Annotated in this window: 19 protein-coding genes; 14 read left to right on the top strand and 5 right to left on the bottom strand. The window is 52.3% G+C overall.

Features of this window, described 5'->3' with window-relative positions; all coding sequences use genetic code 11:
- Positions 1 to 26: 26 nt before the first annotated feature.
- Together ACQRBT_RS28160 and ACQRBT_RS28155 are read right to left on the bottom strand one after the other, a co-directional pair.
- Complete coding sequence (locus ACQRBT_RS28160) at positions 27 to 1064, bottom strand: FecCD family ABC transporter permease (RefSeq protein ID WP_161548359.1); 1038 nt, start codon at positions 1062 to 1064, stop codon at positions 27 to 29.
- Entirely contained in the window at positions 1061 to 1939 is an 879-nt protein-coding gene (locus ACQRBT_RS28155; protein WP_090365822.1) for a heme/hemin ABC transporter substrate-binding protein, read from the bottom strand. Before ACQRBT_RS28155 ends, ACQRBT_RS28160 begins: the two co-directional genes overlap by 4 nt.
- A gap of 195 nt (positions 1940 to 2134) precedes the next feature.
- Between ACQRBT_RS28155 and ACQRBT_RS28150 the strand changes: the two genes are divergently transcribed.
- Positions 2135 to 2452: a Rieske (2Fe-2S) protein gene (locus tag ACQRBT_RS28150; RefSeq protein ID WP_090365820.1), complete on the top strand. Its 318-nt coding sequence runs from the start codon at positions 2135 to 2137 to the stop codon at positions 2450 to 2452.
- A gap of 45 nt (positions 2453 to 2497) precedes the next feature.
- On the opposite strand, the gene ACQRBT_RS28145 is transcribed toward ACQRBT_RS28150, so the two are convergent.
- Entirely contained in the window at positions 2498 to 2803 is a 306-nt protein-coding gene (locus ACQRBT_RS28145; protein WP_143038179.1) for a c-type cytochrome, read from the bottom strand.
- A 492-nt stretch (positions 2804 to 3295) separates the two neighbouring features.
- On the opposite strand from ACQRBT_RS28145, the gene ACQRBT_RS28140 reads away from it, so the two are divergent.
- The 9 genes from ACQRBT_RS28140 (at position 3296) to galE (ending at position 11388) form a co-directional block, all read left to right on the top strand.
- Positions 3296 to 3733 carry a hypothetical protein gene (locus ACQRBT_RS28140; RefSeq protein WP_161548360.1) on the top strand — a complete coding sequence of 146 codons (438 nt, stop codon included), beginning with the start codon at positions 3296 to 3298 and terminating at the stop codon, positions 3731 to 3733.
- Positions 3734 to 3875: 142 nt separating this feature from the next.
- Entirely contained in the window at positions 3876 to 5174 is a 1299-nt protein-coding gene (locus tag ACQRBT_RS28135; protein WP_090365815.1) for an FAD-dependent oxidoreductase, read from the top strand.
- A 55-nt stretch (positions 5175 to 5229) separates the two neighbouring features.
- Positions 5230 to 6012 (top strand): hypothetical protein, encoded by a 783-nt coding sequence (locus ACQRBT_RS28130; protein WP_412047026.1) that lies wholly within the window; start codon positions 5230 to 5232, stop codon positions 6010 to 6012.
- On the top strand, positions 6013 to 6534 hold the full coding sequence (locus tag ACQRBT_RS28125) for a hypothetical protein (protein WP_143038177.1): 522 nt from the start codon (positions 6013 to 6015) through the stop codon (positions 6532 to 6534).
- A 43-nt stretch (positions 6535 to 6577) separates the two neighbouring features.
- Positions 6578 to 7780 (top strand): MFS transporter, encoded by a 1203-nt coding sequence (locus ACQRBT_RS28120; RefSeq protein ID WP_427851691.1) that lies wholly within the window; start codon positions 6578 to 6580, stop codon positions 7778 to 7780.
- 48 nt (positions 7781 to 7828) lie between these two features.
- Positions 7829 to 8479, top strand: coding sequence for a hypothetical protein (locus tag ACQRBT_RS28115; protein WP_090365812.1), 651 nt, complete (start codon positions 7829 to 7831; stop codon positions 8477 to 8479).
- Entirely contained in the window at positions 8472 to 9293 is an 822-nt protein-coding gene (locus ACQRBT_RS28110) for an NAD(P)-binding domain-containing protein (RefSeq protein ID WP_412047027.1), read from the top strand. The genes ACQRBT_RS28115 and ACQRBT_RS28110 overlap by 8 nt, the downstream gene beginning before the upstream one ends.
- Positions 9290 to 10402 (top strand): MalY/PatB family protein, encoded by a 1113-nt coding sequence (locus ACQRBT_RS28105; RefSeq protein ID WP_412047028.1) that lies wholly within the window; start codon positions 9290 to 9292, stop codon positions 10400 to 10402. The genes ACQRBT_RS28110 and ACQRBT_RS28105 overlap by 4 nt, the downstream gene beginning before the upstream one ends.
- Entirely contained in the window at positions 10399 to 11388 is a 990-nt protein-coding gene (gene galE / locus ACQRBT_RS28100) for a UDP-glucose 4-epimerase GalE (RefSeq protein ID WP_161548365.1), read from the top strand. Before ACQRBT_RS28105 ends, galE begins: the two co-directional genes overlap by 4 nt.
- An 83-nt stretch (positions 11389 to 11471) precedes the next feature.
- On the opposite strand, the gene sfsA is transcribed toward galE, so the two are convergent.
- Both sfsA and ACQRBT_RS28090 read right to left on the bottom strand, forming a co-directional pair.
- A complete protein-coding gene (sfsA, locus tag ACQRBT_RS28095) occupies positions 11472 to 12185 on the bottom strand; it encodes a DNA/RNA nuclease SfsA (RefSeq protein WP_090365807.1) in 714 nt (237 codons plus the stop codon).
- Positions 12185 to 13357, bottom strand: coding sequence for a pyridoxal phosphate-dependent aminotransferase (locus ACQRBT_RS28090; RefSeq protein ID WP_412047029.1), 1173 nt, complete (start codon positions 13355 to 13357; stop codon positions 12185 to 12187). The genes sfsA and ACQRBT_RS28090 overlap by 1 nt, the downstream gene beginning before the upstream one ends.
- Positions 13358 to 13675: 318 nt before the next feature.
- On the opposite strand from ACQRBT_RS28090, the gene dksA reads away from it, so the two are divergent.
- The 4 genes from dksA to ACQRBT_RS28070 all read left to right on the top strand — a co-directional run bounded on the left by dksA (position 13676) and on the right by ACQRBT_RS28070 (position 18267).
- Positions 13676 to 14119, top strand: a complete 444-nt coding sequence (gene dksA, locus ACQRBT_RS28085) for an RNA polymerase-binding protein DksA (RefSeq protein ID WP_060752245.1) — start codon at positions 13676 to 13678, stop codon at positions 14117 to 14119.
- 83 nt (positions 14120 to 14202) lie between these two features.
- On the top strand, positions 14203 to 15090 hold the full coding sequence (gene gluQRS / locus ACQRBT_RS28080; RefSeq protein WP_104995992.1) for a tRNA glutamyl-Q(34) synthetase GluQRS: 888 nt from the start codon (positions 14203 to 14205) through the stop codon (positions 15088 to 15090).
- Positions 15091 to 15152: 62 nt separating this feature from the next.
- The gene (locus ACQRBT_RS28075; protein ID WP_003176118.1) at positions 15153 to 15329 is read left to right on the top strand and encodes a hypothetical protein; all 177 of its coding nucleotides are present in this window, start codon (positions 15153 to 15155) and stop codon (positions 15327 to 15329) included.
- Positions 15313 to 18267, top strand: a complete 2955-nt coding sequence (locus tag ACQRBT_RS28070; protein WP_161548368.1) for a sensor histidine kinase — start codon at positions 15313 to 15315, stop codon at positions 18265 to 18267. The genes ACQRBT_RS28075 and ACQRBT_RS28070 overlap by 17 nt, the downstream gene beginning before the upstream one ends.
- Positions 18268 to 18289: the final 22 nt, after the last annotated feature.

The following is an 18289-nucleotide window of genomic DNA, read 5'->3' as shown; positions in this document are numbered from 1 at the left end:
AATCTGCAACCCTTCCACACGTAGCATCAGGCGCGCCCCCGCAACAACAGATATAAAAAGAACGGTGCGCCAATGAACGCGGTCACGATGCCGATCGGCAGCTCTGCAGGTGCCAGGGCCAGGCGCGCCACCAAGTCCGCAAACAGCAGCAAACTTGCGCCTGCCAGTACCGAGGCCGGCAACAACACCCGATGGTCCGGGCCCGCCAGCAACCGCACCAGATGCGGCACTACCAGGCCGACAAAACCAATCATCCCCGCCGCCGCTACCGCAGAGCCCACACCCAGCGCGGTGCAGAACACCAATTCGCGCTTGAGCCTTTCAACATCAACCCCAAGGTGACTGGCCTCTGACTCACCCAGCAATAATGCATTCAATGCTTTCGCCCGGCGCGGCAACCACAGCGCGACACCGACACTCACCAACAGCACCGGCCACAACCGTGAATAGCTCGCGCCATTGAGACTGCCCAAGTTCCAGAACGTCAAGGTGCGCAAGGTGGCGTCATCCGCCAGGTAGGTAAACAGCCCCACTGTCGCAGTGGCCAAGGCAGTCAACGCGATACCTGCCAACAGCATTGTTGCGACGTTTGTTTGACCGTTGCGCCGCCCCAGGCGGTAGACAATAGCGGTCACTCCCAAACCACCAAGAAACGCAAAAAGCGACAGTAAATAAGGTCCGAGAGCCTCGGGCAACGAGCCGAAAAAAGCACTCCCGACAATCGCGATCGCCGCGCCCAGTGCAGCGCCACTGGAGACTCCGACCAAGCCAGGATCGGCCAGCGGATTACGAAACAGCCCTTGCATGGCGACACCCGACAGCGCCAACACGCCGCCCACGGCGAGACCAAGAAGCGTACGCGGCAAACGAATTTGCCCGAGGATCAATTCAGCCTGTTCCAGACCTTGCCCATCGATGGGCAAGCCGAGCAGACGCAATGCCGCCCTCAACGTATCCATCAAAGGCAAGCTGACCGGCCCAAGCGCCAAAGACAACCAGAACGCCACTACACACAGCAAACCAAGAAGGATAAATAAAGCACGGGGCTTGACTAATACAGTCATGGAGCTGGTTCGGCCTGGGCAGGATAGAATCCTGCGGATAGCAACATCAGACTATGCGGCAAACGCGGCCCCAAACCGCCCACCAACAATGTCGGATCCAGTTCGATCACTCGTCCATGCATGGCCGCCGGGGTCGATCTCAGGATTGGATTCTCTTTGAATAATGCTGCTTGCGCCTCCTCACCGGTCAATGCGCGGTCGGCAAACACCAAGACGTCAGGGCTCAATCCTGCCAAGGACTCCACCGAAAATGGCTTGTAGCCGGTATGCGTAGCCAAATTGTTGCCACCGGCATGCTGCAATATCCAATCGGCCGCTGTATGTTTGCCCGCGATAAGCAGTTTACCGCCCGAATGTCCGAGCAGCAGCAGCACCCCAGGTGCACTCACTGCGGTTTGCGCCTTGGCCACCCAGGATTTCTGACGATCCAACTGCTGTTGGAAATCTGCAAACAGCAACGTAGCCTTGGCTTCGCTGCCTAACAAGTTGCCCAAGCGCTTCAAATTGGCCTGCAAAGCCAGGAGATCCGGCTCGGCGGAAAACAACTCCACCCTCACACCAGCACCACGCAGTTGCGCCAATACGGGCGGCGGCCCCATCTCCTCGGTACCGACGAGGATCTGCGGGCGCAGGCTGAGAATGCCTTCAGCCGACAGCTGCCGCTGGTACCCGATACTCGGCAACGCCTTGAGCGACTCCGGATGCTGGCTGGTGGTGTCGACACCCACTAATTTGGATTCAGCCCCCAGAGCTACGACCCACTCGGACAATGCGCCGCCCACGCTCACCAAGCGTAGAGGCACTTGCCCAGCCTGCGCCAAAGGGTTGAGCAGCAATCCCACGACAAGTGCAATAGCGCTGGCGCTTAGGCGCATAACAGGGTTTCCTTAATGGCAGTGCGGATGATTCGCTCGACAACGTGGCAATTGAGTCATACCCGTCACGGTGAAACGTAGAATGACTAACGCCAACGCATACATTTGATAATTGTTTGCATTTAAGGTCAAGCGGCACGCTTAGGGGCGAGCAGCTTTAAGGCAAAGGCCGAGCGGTCGTACCAGAGGATAACTATGAGGTTCGTTTGCCCATCCGATGTGCTCGCGCAAAACGCCAGCCTCGGCTTCGATATAGATGGCCAAAAGCTGTTTGGGGTGCGCCGGGAGGGTACCGCCTACTTTTACGTCAATCGCTGCCCACATCGCCGCGTGCCACTGGAATGGAAGCCCGACCATTTTCTAGACCAAAGTACCAGTTTAATCCAGTGTGCCACCCACGGTGCGCTGTTCCTGATAGAAACCGGAGAATGTGTCTCCGGCCCTTGTGTTGGTCAAAGTCTAATCGTCCTGCCCAGCAGGGAGGACGAAAAGGGCTTATGGGTGCAGATATAACTTGATCGGATAAGCTTAAACAAACTACTCAACCAGGCTGATAATTTATTTTATTTCACTGAAGTACTCTGCCAACATTTCAATTTTCTCGTCATCAATATCTTTCATGATTCGGTTCATCACCGTACCGGACAAGACCTTTTGCTTGTAACCTTGCATCGTAGTACGAAGAAACTCTTTCGAGCGCCCTTGCAATGGGGGAATATTACCAGCCACCCCGCCTCGCCCTTCAAACCCATGACAGTTAACGCAACCATTACTCGTCATGACACCGGCGAAATTTTCATCTGCCACTATTGTATTGGCACAAAGAAAAAACGGCAAAATCATTAATCTGCTGTTGAATATCAATCTATTACATCCTTGTACAGTGATTAAACTATCAAGACCTCACCAAGCAAACGTCATACCTGCCTGAACAACCCCCTATATCAATCGCACAAAACAAAAACCAGAAAATCGAGCCGATTATAAAACCAAAACACGAACTGCAGTCTAAACAACAGCGCACGACCAAAACAAGACGCTCCATATAAACAATGTTTAATTTATCGTGCCAAATCTCATAACGTCAAGGGCAGCAACCACCACAGAAGCGTCGGCCAGAAGTGTATCAATAGCGAATTATACGCATTGATAGTCACCGCAAATGATCACCAGATCTATACACACAAAATGAATTTGCACAGATACACATTCTGAAACACCTTAAAACTTGCCGACCATAAACGCGTTAGCTTTAACTAGCGACCAGCCTAAAAATTTTGCAATGATTAAGACAAAGCAATTTAATTAGGCCGCACATCACCATCGAATAATGCAAGAACGCGGAAAGGGAATTTCATGAAACGACGCATGACGCTGTCTTTAATATCAATCGCACTCAGCCTCGGTGCCACTCAAACCATCGCCGAAAATAGTCTGGAAAACTTAGCGCCTCAAAAAGCTGTGGTCATAGTGTTCACTCCCCCTACAGGCATGGAAAAAGAATTCCTTGAATCTTTTACAAAAGAGCAAGCCGCGAATTTTTCAGCGCACGGCAGTCGCGACAAGAAAACGACTGAGTCCATCAACCTCATTCCGACAAAATTAGGTGAGCCGTTAATTCATATCACAATCCTCAAAGATAAAGCGACCTACGAAAAAACCTACCAAGCATTTGGCCCAAAAGAAAACAGGGGCGCTTATGTGGGCAAGCATTCGGAAAAATACGGCGACCTGAACATCCCTAAAGTATACTTGCAAAACTCGCAATCTTACTTTGCAGATGTCGTCAGATAAGCTCCTCTTCTTTTCCCCATATAAAGATTCGCTGCCTTGTTCAATCAAGAATGCTTAAACCGGCCTTTAACCCGATTAGCGTTATGTAAGCTTGGCCTAGACAAGCACGCACTATGTAGAATGCGCGAATTCGGAAAATACAATGATAGATGATCGACGAACCCTTCTTAAATGGCTGATCACAGGTGCCGGAATAGCTGCATTGGATGCGGTGGCAGGCCCCTCGACAAAGATTGCACATACAAAAACTTTTAACGTTGTCGTAGTAGGTGGTGGGTTTGCAGGTGCCACATTCGCTCGCACGTTAAAACGACTAATGCCCAATACTGCAATAACGTTGATTGAGGAGTATCCGGAATACTTCTCGGGCCCCCTCAGCGCAGAGTACCTAGTAGGAAAACGTAGTGAAGAGACATTAACGTTTGACTATACAAAACTTATATCCGAAGGAATAAACGTCGTACATGAGCGCGCGCTGACAATTGATTCCGCTAAACGAGTAGTAGAAACAGAGCAGTCCACCTACCGGTACGACAGATGCATCGTCGCTGCTGGTATCAGCTTTGATTTTGAATATATAAAAGGTTATAGCAAAGCGCTCGCCGATGTCTTTCCACATGCATGGAAAGGCAAAGAACAGTTGAGTAACCTAAAGAACCAACTGGATGAAATGCCAAACGGCGGCACGGTTCTGATGTCTTCCCCTAACACAGAGTACAGGTGCCCGCCGGGCCCGTATGAACGGGTGAGTCAGATTGCGGAATACCTGAAAGCGCACAAACCAAACTCGAAAATTATCTTCCTTGACTCCAAAGAGAGATTTCCCAAGCAAGCACAGTTCGAATTGGCCTGGAAGCAGTTATATGGATATGGCACCGCGAAAAGTATTATTACTTGGATTGGCGCACAACAAGGTGGAACGGTTACAGAACTGAGGGCGGACACTCGAGAGCTTGTTTGCCAAGCCGGCATATTCAAAGGAGACGTCATCAATATTATTCCCAGACAAAAAGCCGATCTTTTCACTGATGCAAACGGCCTGACTGGCGATAACGGCTGGTGCCCGGTAAATACGCAGACATTTGAATCATTGAAGATCCCGAACGTTCACGTCATTGGTGATGCCGCAGATGCTCACAGCTTGCCAAAATCGGCATTTGCGGCCACGTGTCAAGCACGGGTCTGTGCCCTGGCGGTGTACTCGCTATTCAATAAGTTGCCTCCTATGACACCAGAATACATGAATGTTTGCTTCAGCCTCTGCGCCACTCATTACGCCATTTCGGTGACAGTAAGCTATCGCCAAAATCCACAAACAAATAAAATCGATGTCATCTCGACAAATATCACACCACTCGACGCCCCGAAAACTCAATACATAAGTGAAGTACAGTCGGCCTATGCAATGTTTAACAGCATGGTAATCGGCGCCTTTGGCTAATTCATGAAGTGTGAAGTGACGATAAATGGATTTTCAAAAATACGGATATTAATTCATGGTCTCTATCAAGGAAACAGACTTTTTAGCGACCCTAACAAGTATGGGAATCGCTTACACACTTGCAGTAACGGGCTCAACAGCCAGAGGGGAGGTACGCAAGAATACATCTCGGTACGACTACGTATCGGACATTGATGTACTTTGCCTCGTAGCCCCTAAAGATATACAGCAAACCCTGCTCTGCAAATGCCTCTGCGAGCAAGGAAGCTCGCTCATATTAATGAGCAGTGAAGCTCTAAAATCCCCCTCGAACGCGGTTCTTTGCATGGAGCCTGATTGGCTTGGGAAAAATGGTCTTTTTTTAAGCAGACCTGACTTTGCCGGATTCCGCACAGCTGAGTTCCTGGCCTACCAGACGCAGCCTTTGGCGTATTATAAAGCCCAATTGAATAATTCAAAAACACAGATCGAGCGTAGACTTTATAGCAAAATTTGCATTACCTGCTTAAAACTACTTTATCTTTCTGAAAACTTAGAAAAACGCAGTTTCGTATTCGAACATGAACTTAAACTTTACAACTTCCCCAAAATAAATGCCACGCTTGTGAAGAACATTATCAACAGAGAACTTCCAGACGATCTGTTGCAGTCTGCCGCACAGCACTTAGAAAACCTAGTTTCACAGTGCTCGCTCATTACTGAAAGTGCAGTTTCCCTTGACTCAACGGCTCTCTACTTCTCAGATAAAAATCAGAATGCCGACAAAATAATCGAAGCCGTGTTCGTCGAAAACAACAAGCTGAGCAGAGCAGAAAGCTTATTTTTAAAGGCCAATTGAATGATAGATATAATAGCGACCCTTGGCCCTGTCGGAACCGACTCACACATCCAAGCTGCGCGCGTTGGATCTACTGTCTCACTTCACTCTACCTTTCATGCTGCAATTGAGCATGCGAAAAAATTTAGAACTGGATTATTGGTACCTGCGGGTTTTAGAGAAGACCGTGACGGAAAACAATTTTCATGGGTGGACTTTCACTTTGAGTATTTAGATTCTTTTGAACTCCAAAGTGTATGGTTTGAAAAAACATTACCCATGGGGTTACTGCACAAATCTTATGATTCGATTGCACTCCATCCTTCGACGTGCTCACTGATAACCGACCTGGACGCCTACAAGGAAATCAAATACACCCGATCAAAAGTTGATGCTTACCAACGTTACAGCCAAGGAGAGGTTGCCTCGGTGTTGGCAAGCACTTCGATGTTTAATCAAATATTTGATCAACCTTATATTAAATCCCGGTTCAATCCAACAATGGTCTGGTGTCTTTACAGAACGCTGACTTGTTTGACGTGAGCACTGTTTAACAGGCAGCCAACTCTCTGCATACTCGAGGACGGTGCAATCCCTGCGAAAACTTCAGCTCCGGACACAATTAAAAGGAAAGGCAGTGAGGCGTACTAAAAACCAAATCATCATACTTCTATGCTTTGTTATATCGCTCACAGAACGATTCACACAGGCATCGATACCGCTCATTGTAAACCATTTGAGTCTGTCGGAATTTGAAATGTCTTTATTTTTAAGCGCCATGTCCGCCTCTACTGTTTTTGTAGGTTTGGCCATAGCACCATCAATTGACAACTATGACCAAAGACGTTTTCTCTGCCTGATAGGCTTATTTACGATAGTTGCATCTTTATCATTTTTTCTATTCAATCAAAACCAAGCACTTTTGTGGGGCTGCCTTCTGACATTCAATATCGGCGCCATACTGCGTATAATAAATTTTCGCCGACTTTCAGCCATAAACCACGAAGTAGATAAATCCAAACTTTCCCAAGCCCACACTCGCATGCAGCTATCGATAACTTTAGCGATGGCTCTGGCGCCCATACTCCTCGCAGTAACGGCTACTGACAACTATTTGCACCTCGCTTTTGGCCTACTTGTAAGTTCCATAATTTTAAGCAGTTGCACGTCATCGATCCCGCCCCGCCCCAAAGACTTAACATCAATAAAGTCAGACCGCATCGCTTCTCAAATGCTTACATCAGCCCATCATTTTATATTTATAGGCATGTTATTGTCCGGCCTTTTTCTCAGCACCTTGCTCAAATACTGTCAAAGCATATCGGCAAACCCAATACAACTTTACTCAAACATTTTACTCTCACAAGTTATAGGCCTAATTATTGCCAATAGTATTTTCGAGCGTTTCTTCGCCGGCCAATTCAACCGATATGGCCTTTTAATAATTACCATAGCTATCGCTGAACTGGCTTTTATTTACACTACGTCAGATGTCGTGATAATTGCCCTTGCCTTTGTCGTTGGCGTGTCTTTTCAAATTATGTTTCTGAGATCCCACAACCAATTTCAGCGCACAATCCCACATGGCTTGACAGCTAAAGCAAATGGTACCCGTGGACTGTACACTTTCATCGGAATCACCATCGGTTACTTCGCAGGCCCTCTACTATATAAATATGGCGGAGCCCCTTTGGTTTTCACGACATGCTGCGCCGTGGCGTTGCTTTTTTTCTGCGTACTCAATCATCTAACCCCCTCTAATTCACACGCTTGCGCCGGTGACCGCTAGGGACAGATCAATGTCAGCTCGACTAATAGCCAAGTGGAGAGATAAATAATGATAGCGCCTTGGAAGTTTCAATGTGAAAACCTCCACATTCAGTTTGAAGCGGAATTTTCTTCGAGGGTTCCAAAGCCTGCACTCGCGCAAGCGCTACAGTTCTTGCCGAATGATGCTGTAATTGGAAACACTGTACTTCTGACCATTTCCAGAATGCGGTCAACTTGCTTTACCGAAGATGATTTTATTACAAGCCATGAAGCCATTTTAAAAATCGCGATTACATTAAACTCCGTTCGCTATTACTTCCCGGTACTTGCTGTTGTCGACGCACCGCACTCCATTGCACGCGGAGCCTTACTGGGCTATTTGAAAGACATTGGCACCGTAGAAACCAAAAACAATTTTAGTCAATTTGAGTGGAAAAATACTAAAAACTTTATAAGCTTAAAGTCCACACATGACGAGATTGAAGATATCTTACTGCTTCCGCACCTCACCTTTCGAAACTATCGCACACCTGATGTAGAGGTAAAAGGCCTGTCAACACTGGATATCAGTGACTACACATGTACGCCGACTCTACGATGCACCTCGATAGCCGCTGAACTTCCCGTTCTGAAAACTCTGGGAATATCACCCATCACGACGTACAAGCTCGGCATGTTATCAGACTCATTTACGCTCAATGGGTGCACCTATGTATAATATCCTTTTTATTGGAAAAGGTTTGATTACTACGTCTTTGGCCGAACATCTCAGCAAAACCGAGTGGAAAATTGACTACTTCTCTCGGACAATGACAAGATTGAACTTAATTGATTTCTCAGAATATGACTATGTAGTTTCTTGCCTTCCCAGCGCAGAAATTGCCACAAAAGTCTGGAACAATATCTTATCAGCTGCTCTGACCAACCAGGCCTTCCAGACAATATTCATTGAACTTTCAACACTCACCTGCAGCGCCATCGCGCAAATAGGCAACTCCTTTAATGATGAGCAGTTGACTTTTATTGAAGCTCCTTTTACAGGCAGCAAAACGGGAGCATTGAAAGGTAGCCTGATCTATTTCGTGCACTCGGAAAGCGCAGACACTCAACATGACCCATTCCTCAAAGCTACTTCTTCGAAAATTTACACGTTCGACCTTATCAGCACAGCAACACAATTCAAATTATTCTATAACCTTTGGGGACTGACTACGCTTGGACTTCTTGGCCAAATGCTACACCTGATGGAGACACTGCCCCAAAGCGAATTGGCCGTAAAAATAATAACCTCACATGATGACTTCTGGATGAATTCAATCGTCCGACAAAAGCTCAACCAAAGCCTGGCACGAAACCATCAGGACATTCATTGCAAGTTAAAGTATGCAAAAAAAGATATAGAGTACGCCCTAGATGAATTTAGCGGTTATAGGTTGGATTTATCTCGATGCCTACTTTCTATTTTAGAGGCGGATCAAAGTAGGTGTTATGACGATCTAGACTTCACCGCAATGAGTGAGTTTTTCCAGTGACGGAATTACGCCCGATCACTCGCCAAGCGGAAAACACACTAGCACTAGCCAAGTATCCTGAAGCACAACCTCACTGGGTAGCGGATATGGCTTTTGCAACGCCAGACGCCATAATTTCCGCTGTCAGAAAAAGGATTGAAGAGGGACACTTCTCTTATCCTAACATCCCGTATTCCGTTTACGAGTCTATCCAGCACTGGTGCAAAAATCAGTATGATTGGAGCATACAGAAAGAATGGATAGTTATAGTTCCGAATACGATATCGGGTGTCAGGACAGCTATCAAAAGCACGTGTCCTCAGGGAACTGTCATGCTACAGTCACCCAATTACAACAAACTGCTTAATTTAAGCAAGGGTTTTCATTTAACACCTTACACAATTGAGTTGACCGATAACGGCAGGCCTTTTACCCTTAGCGATCTACGTCATATAAAACAGACCAATCCGTCTGCAATTGTTCTATGCAACCCTACTAACCCGACTGGCATTGTTTCAATTCAAGAGGAGCTTGAAAGCCTAGCGTTGAGCATTAAAGACCTTGACACAATCGTCATCTCCGATGAAGCTCACGCAGATATAATTCTGGGGCAGCGCCGCCATCTACCAGCGGGCTCGATAAAAGGATTGGAGAATAAATCCATTACCCTTTTATCCCCAAGCAAAACCTTTAACTTAGCCGGTATATCCATCGCCTACGCTGTTATCCCATGCCCAAAAATTCGCGATAAGTTTAAAGAAACCCAGACATTTTATGCCTCGGGCATAAACGCATTGGGGCTTGTGGCGCTTGAAAGTGCTTACTTCAATTGTTCAGATTGGCTCCAAGCACTTCTGCAACAGCTCAAGAGCAACCAAAAAGTCCTCCACACTACATTACGCCATACGTCCCTTAAGTATAAGCCTTCAGAAGCGACCTACCTCGCCTGGATTGATACCCGCGAGACCGACGGCCATGTTTTCGACAAGCTTCTGCAAGCAGGAATTGCAGTATCCAACGGTGAAGAGTTCGGTTCTCCCGGTTGGATCAGGTTTAATTTTGCATGCCCGCAAGATCAGCTGACAACTGCGACATGCACCTTTTTAGATTTATTCAGGAATATCAAATGAAAATTCTCATTACTGGTGGCGCCGGCTACATTGGTAGCACTATCTGCTTGGCACTCGCCGATGCCGGGCATCAGCCGGTTATTCTTGATGAGCAAGCCCTCCCTGCTAATGAAACCTATAATAAATTCTCATACTATCAAGGGGACATTGCTGACAAACATCTTTTGACACAAATCATCGGCGCCCACCCTGACCTATCCTTGGTCATTCATTGCGCTGCCAAAATTGACGTAGCAGAGTCGATTTCACACCCAAGTATTTATTATGAAAACAATTTTTCAAAGTCGATAAGCATGGTTAGCCACCTGCTTGACCTTGGCGTAAAAAAGTTAATTCTAAGCGGAACGGCAGCGCTTTATAGTGCAGACAATGCGCATAGTTTCGATGAGCATGCCCCCCCTACCCCGATGAGCCCATATGCCAGATCCAAGTACTTTCTTGAACTGGCGCTCAAAGATATCTCTAACACCAAGGACTTTCAGTTTCTCATCTTCCGATATTTCAACCCCATTGGCAGTGATCACACATTCAGAACGGGCTTCAGAGGCAGCAACAAAAGCAGCCTATTAAATTCTCTGATCCAATGCGCCACATTGAGGCAGCCGTTTCAAATCAACGGAACTGACTGGAATACCCGAGATGGCTCTACTGTTCGGGACTTTGTGGACGTCGCAGACCTCGCAGCCGCCCACGTGCTGGCCGCACTCGCCTTTGACAACAATAGCTTAGCGGTGCCATTGAATCAGTTTGAGATGCCGGTCATCAATCTGGGCTCCCAGCGGGGCGTTACGGTTCAGGAGTTTGTGTCAGCGTTCATGAGCGCCACTAAATCTGATTTGGTCGTAAACAGGGCTGAGCGCCGTCCGGGTGATATTGTTGGTGGCTATGCCTCCAGTAGGTTGGCCCGTGAACTATTGGGATGGGCACCTTCAACTTCACTTCAGACATCTATTCTTAATTCGATCCGTTGGGCGTCCACCTTATGAAAACAGGTGGGACGCCACTTCTGCAGAGCGCATCAATGCATCGCCGTCTATCGTGGTGATAATCAGGAAATCCGCAATGACCTTCAATCACCCAAAACTATTTGGACCGACCGATCAATCCGGATTTCGTCGTACGTCACTCGTACACCATACGCCAATATTTCAACGCCGGCCGCTTTGGCTTCGAGCAACGCGGCAGCATAGATTGCGTCGATTTCCTTGGCCGGCCGCACCGCATCAACCCCCGATAGACACACGCAGTACAACTGCACCGCCCGCACACCTTCACGCGCCAAGTGCGCCAGCTCACGCAAATGCTTGGCACCGCGCTGGGTCACGGCATCAGGAAAGGCCGCCACGGAAGAATCGTCAAACCCCAGCGTCACGCTTTTCACCTCCACATAAGCTGCGCCCTGGGGATATTCCAGGCGAAAGTCGATACGGCTTTTCTCCTGCCCGTAAGGCACCTCGCGCTTCAGCGCGGTAAAGCCGTTGAGCTCAGTGATTACCCCAGCACGCAACGCTTCTTCGACCAGCTGATTGGCGCGCGCCGTGTTGATGCATGCCAATCGGCCCTGAGGCGTTTCGGCGATTTCCCAAGTGCCTGGCAGCTTGCGCTTTGGGTCATCGGAACGGCTGAACCAGACCTGCCCACCCTCTAGCATGCAATTGAGCATCGAGCCGGTGTTCGGACAGTGAATAGTCAGCAACTCGCCGGCATCCGTTTCGATATCGGTGAGAAAACGCTTGTAACGGCGAATCAGCCGCCCTTGTTCCAGAGGAGGATGAAAGCGCATCAGCCTTGCCAACTCTGCAAGCCGCGAGCAATGCGCTCCACAGCCTCTTCTAGCCGTTCAAGGTTTTGCGTGTAGGCAAAACGCACATGGTGACCGGCTTGATGGCGGCCGAAATCCAGCCCCGGTGTAAAAGCGACATGTTCGGTTTCGAGGAAGTGGCGACAGAACGCGAAGGCATCACCGCCGAACGCGCTGATATCGGCATACAAATAGAAAGCGCCCTCAGGTTCTACGGCAATACCGAAGCCCAAGTCGCGCAATGCCGGCAGCAGAAAGTCCCGACGGCGACCGAACTCAGCGCGGCGCGCCTCCAGGATCTCCAGGGTTTGTGGGGTAAAGCAGGCCAGCGCCGCGTGCTGGGCCATACTTGGCGCACTGATGTAGAGGTTTTGCGCCAGTTTCTCCAGCTCCCCGACAGCGGCGGGAGGCGCTACCAGCCATCCCAGGCGCCAGCCGGTCATACCGAAATACTTCGAAAAACTATTGAGCACAAAGGCATCATCGTCGACTTCCAGTACGCTCGCAGCCTCAGTGCCGTAGGTGAGGCCGTGATAGATCTCGTCTACGACCAAGTGGCCCTTGCGCGCCTTGATTGCCCTCGACAACCCGGCCAATTCGTCACGCGTAAGAATCGTACCGGTCGGGTTGGCAGGCGAAGCCACCAGCGCGCCGACGCTGTCGTGATCCCAATACCGCTCCACCAGATCGGCATTCAATTGGTAACGCACCTCCGGACCTACCGGCACCAGCTGCGCAGCCCCCTCCACCAACCGCAGGAAATGCCGGTTACAGGGGTAGCCGGGGTCCGCCAGCAGCCAGTGCTTGCCGGGGTCCACCAACAGGCTGCTCGCCAATAACAAGGCGCCGGAGCCACCGGGCGTAATCAGAATGCGCTCAGGATCGACATCCAGCCCGTAGCGCTGCTGATAGAACCCGCTGATGGCCTCACGTAGCTCAGGCAACCCACGAGCCGCGGTATAGCGGGTCTTGCCGTTGACCAAGGCCGCCTGCCCCGCCTGGATGATCGGCTCGGCCGTGGTGAAGTCCGGCTCACCGATTTCCAGATGGATCACATCATGACCCGCCGCCTGCAGCTCATTGGCGCGCGCCAGCAACGCCATGACATGAAAAGGTTCGATGGCGCGACTGCGCGCACTATAGGGCTGAGCCATTAGCCTTCCTTAACCGTGAGGACAAAATTTGGATTCTACCGAACCCACGCCGTAAAACATGTTCTATTGCCTGCTCGGCCACTTGAACGGTGCGGGCACACACGCGCAAAACGACTAAAATCAGTATTCGAGACGATTCATACCCAGCCACGACGGGCCGCTGCTATTTACGCCCCCGTGCGATGGGCCTCGACAACCGGGAGTGGCGCACCCCGAATCTATCTGGTAAGTTCGCCCGCTTGCAGCCGCAGGGCCGGCAGGTGTCGGTGACGTTGCAATCCTGCGCAATGGATTAGAAGAGTGAGAGGCGGTCTATTCATGTCCACCCAAGCAAAGCAACAACAATCCTCAGCCCTCAGCGGCTTCACACCTTATGTCGAGACAAAAGGTGAGGAGTACATGGGTGAGCCCATGCGCAAACACTTCTCCAATATCCTGAAGAAGTGGAAGCAGGACTTGATGCAGGAAGTCGACCGTACGGTTGACCACATGAAGGACGAAGCCGCCAACTTCCCGGACCCGGCCGACCGTGCCAGCCAGGAAGAGGAATTCGCCCTCGAGCTGCGCGCCCGTGATCGCGAACGCAAGCTCATCAAGAAAATCGACAAGACCCTGCAACTGATCGAAGACGAGGAATACGGCTGGTGCGAATCCTGCGGCGTCGAGATCGGTATTCGCCGCCTGGAAGCTCGTCCTACCGCAGACCTCTGCGTAGACTGCAAGACCTTGGCTGAAATCAAGGAAAAACAGGTCGGCAAGTAATTCCTGCCGAGCTGAACGAATGGGGCGTGCGAACGCCCCATTTTGGTTTCTGGGATTTACCGAATTCCAGTAGTATCCGGCCCATGACAGCCTCTACCTATATCGGGCGCTTCGCCCCCACGCCCAGCGGCCACCTGCATTTTGGCTCGCTGGTTGCAGCCCTCGCCTCCTACCTCGATGCTCGCGCCAACCATGGCCGCTGGCTGATGCGCATGGAAGATCTCGACCCTCCGCGTGAAGAACCCGGCGCCCAGGCGGCTATTCTGCATGCCCTGGAAAGCTACGGCTTTGAATGGGATGGCGAACTGGTCCGACAAAGCGAGCGGCATGATGCCTACGCCAAAGTGCTGAATGACCTGTTCAGCCACGGCTTGGCATACGCCTGCACCTGCTCACGCAAACAGCTGGAAACCTACAACGGGATTTACCCGGGCCTGTGCCGCAATGCCGGTCACGATCAGCAGGACGCCGCCATCCGTTTGCGCGTTCCAGAGTTGGAGTACCACTTTACCGATCGTGTACAGGGCGAATTCCGACAACACCTGGGCCGCGACGTGGGCGACTTCATCATCCGGCGTCGAGACGGCCTGTATGCCTACCAATTGGCCGTGGTGCTCGACGATGCCTGGCAAGGGGTGACCGATATCGTGCGCGGGGCCGACCTGCTCGACTCCACACCGCGCCAACTGTATCTGCAAGAGTTGTTGGGGCTGCGCCAGCCGCGCTATCTGCACGTGCCGCTGATCATCCAGCCGGACGGTAACAAACTGGGCAAATCCTACCGTTCCCCACCGCTGGCACCCGACCAGGCCACGCCGTTGCTATTGAGAGCATTGCGTGCCCTTGGCCAGCAACCGGGCGACGAACTGCTCCACGCCAGCCCACGGGAGCTGCTCGATTGGGGCATTGCGCACTGGGATGCCGCAAAGATCCCGCGCACACTCACGTTGGCGGAAGCGCAATTAAGCTGAAGGCGCTTGCAGCTTGCCAGCCATCCGTTACCATCGCCGCACGTTTTCACACAGAGGCCAACATGTACATCTATCGATTGGTCCTGCTGCTGGTCGTCGGGATCTACCTGTTTTCCCCCGCCATCATGGATTGGTGGATCGACGCCACGGGCGCCTGGTACCGCCCTTATCTGCTGTGGCTGATCCTGATCGTCGTGACTTTCATCCTGCAGAGCCAAAAAGATGCCGATGAGCTTTAGCCTCACCCAGATGCTGCTGATCAGCGCCGCCTACCTGGCCGCGTTGTTCGGCGTCGCCTGGATCAGTGAGCGCGGAATGATTCCGCGGGCGATCATTCGCCATCCGCTGACCTACACCTTGTCCCTGGGCGTCTACGCCAGTGCCTGGGCGTTCTACGGCACCGTGGGCCTGGCCTATCAATACGGCTATGGCTTTCTCTCCAGCTACCTCGGGGTCTCCGGCGCATTCCTGCTGGCGCCCGTGTTGCTGTATCCGATCCTGAAAATCACCCGCACCTATCAGTTGTCGTCCCTGGCAGACCTGTTTGCCTTTCGCTTTCGCAGCACCTGGGCCGGCGCACTGACCACCGTATTCATGCTGATTGGCGTCCTGCCCTTGCTGGCCCTGCAGATCCAGGCGGTGGCCGACTCCATCAGCATCCTGACCCGCGAGCCGGTGCAGCATCGCGTTGCCCTGGCCTTCTGTGCGTTGATCACCCTGTTCACGATTTTCTTCGGCTCGCGCCATATTGCCGCCCGTGAAAAACACGAAGGCCTGGTATTCGCGATAGCCTTCGAGTCGGTCATCAAGCTGATCGCCATCGGTGGCGTCGGCCTCTACGCGCTGTATGGCGTGTTCGACGGCCCGCAACAGTTGGAGCTGTGGTTGCTGCAAAACCAGACCGCCCTCGCCGCCCTGCACACCCCCTTGCAGGAGGGCCCGTGGCGCACGCTGCTGCTGGTGTTCTTCGCCTCGGCGATCGTGATGCCGCACATGTACCACATGACCTTCACCGAGAACCTCAACCCGCGCTCACTGGTCAGCGCCAGTTGGGGCTTGCCGCTGTTCCTGTTGCTGATGAGCCTGGCGGTGCCGCTGATTCTGTGGGCCGGCTTGAAGCTGGGGGCCACCACCAACCCGGAATACTTCACCCTCGGCGTCGGTATCGCCGCGAATAACCCGGCCCTGGCGCTACTCGCCTACGTGGGCGGTTTATCGGCGGCCAGTGGCTTGATCATCGTGACCACCCTGGCCCTGTCGGGGATGGCGCTCAACCATCTGGTCCTGCCGCTCTACCAGCCGCCCGCCGAAGGCAATATCTACCGCTGGCTGAAATGGACGCGCCGCGCACTGATCGTCGCCATCATCATGGCCGGCTATGGTTTCTACCTGCTGCTGGGCGCCGGGCAAGACCTGGCCAACCTCGGGATCGTCGCGTTCGTCGCCACCTTGCAGTTCCTGCCGGGCGTGTTGTCGGTACTGTACTGGCCCACCGCCAACCGCCGTGGTTTTGTCGCCGGGCTGCTGGCCGGCATCCTGGTGTGGATCGTCACCATGTTGTTGCCGTTGGTCGGCAACCTCCAGGGTTTCTACATCCCGTTGCTGAACATGATTTACGTGCTGGATGACACCAGCTGGCACATGGCGGCGATCGCGTCCCTGGCCGCCAACGTGCTGATGTTCACCCTGATCTCGCTGTTCACCAACGCCAGCCCCGAAGAAACCAGCGCCGCTGAAGCCTGCGCGGTGGATAACGTACGTCGCCCACAACGCCGCGAGCTGCACGCCGCCTCACCCCAGGAGTTCGCCACGCAACTGGCCAAGCCACTGGGTGCCAAGGCGGCCCAGAAAGAAGTCGAACAGGCATTGCGCGATCTCTACCTGCCGTTCGACGAGCGCCGCCCCTATGCGCTGCGCCGCCTGCGTGATCGTATCGAAGCCAACCTTTCCGGCCTCATGGGGCCGAGCGTGTCCCAGGACATGGTCGAAACGTTCTTGCCCTACAAGGCCGGCGGTGAAAACTACGTCACCGAAGACATCCACTTCATTGAGAGCCGGCTGGAGGACTACCACTCACGCCTTACCGGCCTCGCCGCCGAACTCGATGCGCTACGCCGCTACCACCGCCAGACGCTGCAAGAGCTGCCGATGGGCGTGTGCTCCCTGGCCAAGGATCAAGAGATCCTGATGTGGAACAAAGCCATGGAAGAACTCACCGGCATCGCCGCCCAGCGGGTAGTAGGTTCACGCTTGAATACCCTGGGCGAGCCGTGGAAAGAACTGCTGCAAGGCTTCATCAACCTGCCCGACGAACACTTGCACAAGCAGCATCTGGCCCTCGACGGCCAGACCCGCTGGCTCAACCTGCACAAGGCGGCGATTGACGAACCCCTCGCCCCCGGCAACAGCGGCCTGGTGCTACTGGTGGAAGACCTGACCGAAACCCAGATGCTCGAAGACAAACTGGTGCACTCTGAGCGCCTGGCCAGCATCGGCCGACTGGCGGCGGGTGTCGCCCACGAAATCGGCAACCCGATCACCGGTATCGCCTGCCTGGCGCAGAACCTGCGCGAAGAACGCGAAGAAGACGGCGAGATCACCGAGATCAGCGGGCAAATCCTTGAGCAGACCAAACGTGTTTCGCGCATCGTGCAATCGCTGATGAGTTTCGCCCACTCAGGGGCTCATCAGAACCAGGATGAAGCCGTGTGCCTGGCCGAGGTGGCGCAGGATGCCATTGGGCTGCTGGCCTTGAACCGGCGCAATTTCGAAGTACAGTTTTTCAATCTGTGCGACCCGGATCACTGGGTCGACGGCGACTCCCAACGTCTGGCGCAGGTGTTGATCAACCTGCTGTCCAATGCCCGTGACGCATCACCGGCCGGCAGCGCGGTACGTGTCAAGAGCGAGGCTTTCGAGCACACGATCGACCTGATCGTGGAAGACGAAGGCAGCGGCATTCCACAGAACATCATGGACCGATTGTTCGAACCTTTCTTCACCACCAAGGATCCAGGTGAAGGTACCGGTCTGGGCCTTGCACTGGTCTATTCCATCGTTGAAGAGCATTATGGACAAATCACCATCGACAGCCCGGCTGACACCGAAAGCCAACGCGGCACCCGTATCCGGGTGACCTTGCCGCGTCATGTCGAAGCGACGTCCGCTGTGAACTGAGACCGTCGAGAGAATTGAATCA

The sequence above is a fragment of the Pseudomonas sp. R19M genome (assembly GCF_050312585.1).
Taxonomy (GTDB): Bacteria; Pseudomonadota; Gammaproteobacteria; order Pseudomonadales; family Pseudomonadaceae; genus Aquipseudomonas; species Aquipseudomonas palleroniana.
The sequence above is the reverse complement of the archived record's forward strand: the minus strand, read 5'-3'. Positions and strand labels throughout refer to the sequence as shown.

Excerpts from the sequence above, each read along its gene's own strand:
- gluQRS (WP_104995992.1), top strand. The coding sequence starts at position 14,203 with ATGACAGCCTCTACCTATATCGGGCGCTTCGCCCCCACGCCCAGCGGC.
- ACQRBT_RS28070 (WP_161548368.1), top strand. The coding sequence starts at position 15,313 with ATGCCGATGAGCTTTAGCCTCACCCAGATGCTGCTGATCAGCGCCGCC.
- ACQRBT_RS28160 (WP_161548359.1), bottom strand. The coding sequence starts at position 1,064 with ATGACTGTATTAGTCAAGCCCCGTGCTTTATTTATCCTTCTTGGTTTG.
- ACQRBT_RS28090 (WP_412047029.1), bottom strand. The coding sequence starts at position 13,357 with ATGGCTCAGCCCTATAGTGCGCGCAGTCGCGCCATCGAACCTTTTCAT.
- ACQRBT_RS28155 (WP_090365822.1), bottom strand. The coding sequence starts at position 1,939 with ATGCGCCTAAGCGCCAGCGCTATTGCACTTGTCGTGGGATTGCTGCTC.
- dksA (WP_060752245.1), top strand. The coding sequence starts at position 13,676 with ATGTCCACCCAAGCAAAGCAACAACAATCCTCAGCCCTCAGCGGCTTC.
- ACQRBT_RS28135 (WP_090365815.1), top strand. The coding sequence starts at position 3,876 with ATGATAGATGATCGACGAACCCTTCTTAAATGGCTGATCACAGGTGCC.
- galE (WP_161548365.1), top strand. The coding sequence starts at position 10,399 with ATGAAAATTCTCATTACTGGTGGCGCCGGCTACATTGGTAGCACTATC.
- ACQRBT_RS28130 (WP_412047026.1), top strand. The coding sequence starts at position 5,230 with ATGGTCTCTATCAAGGAAACAGACTTTTTAGCGACCCTAACAAGTATG.
- ACQRBT_RS28115 (WP_090365812.1), top strand. The coding sequence starts at position 7,829 with ATGATAGCGCCTTGGAAGTTTCAATGTGAAAACCTCCACATTCAGTTT.
- ACQRBT_RS28075 (WP_003176118.1), top strand. The coding sequence starts at position 15,153 with ATGTACATCTATCGATTGGTCCTGCTGCTGGTCGTCGGGATCTACCTG.
- ACQRBT_RS28150 (WP_090365820.1), top strand. The coding sequence starts at position 2,135 with ATGAGGTTCGTTTGCCCATCCGATGTGCTCGCGCAAAACGCCAGCCTC.
- ACQRBT_RS28110 (WP_412047027.1), top strand. The coding sequence starts at position 8,472 with ATGTATAATATCCTTTTTATTGGAAAAGGTTTGATTACTACGTCTTTG.
- ACQRBT_RS28140 (WP_161548360.1), top strand. The coding sequence starts at position 3,296 with ATGAAACGACGCATGACGCTGTCTTTAATATCAATCGCACTCAGCCTC.
- sfsA (WP_090365807.1), bottom strand. The coding sequence starts at position 12,185 with ATGCGCTTTCATCCTCCTCTGGAACAAGGGCGGCTGATTCGCCGTTAC.
- ACQRBT_RS28125 (WP_143038177.1), top strand. The coding sequence starts at position 6,013 with ATGATAGATATAATAGCGACCCTTGGCCCTGTCGGAACCGACTCACAC.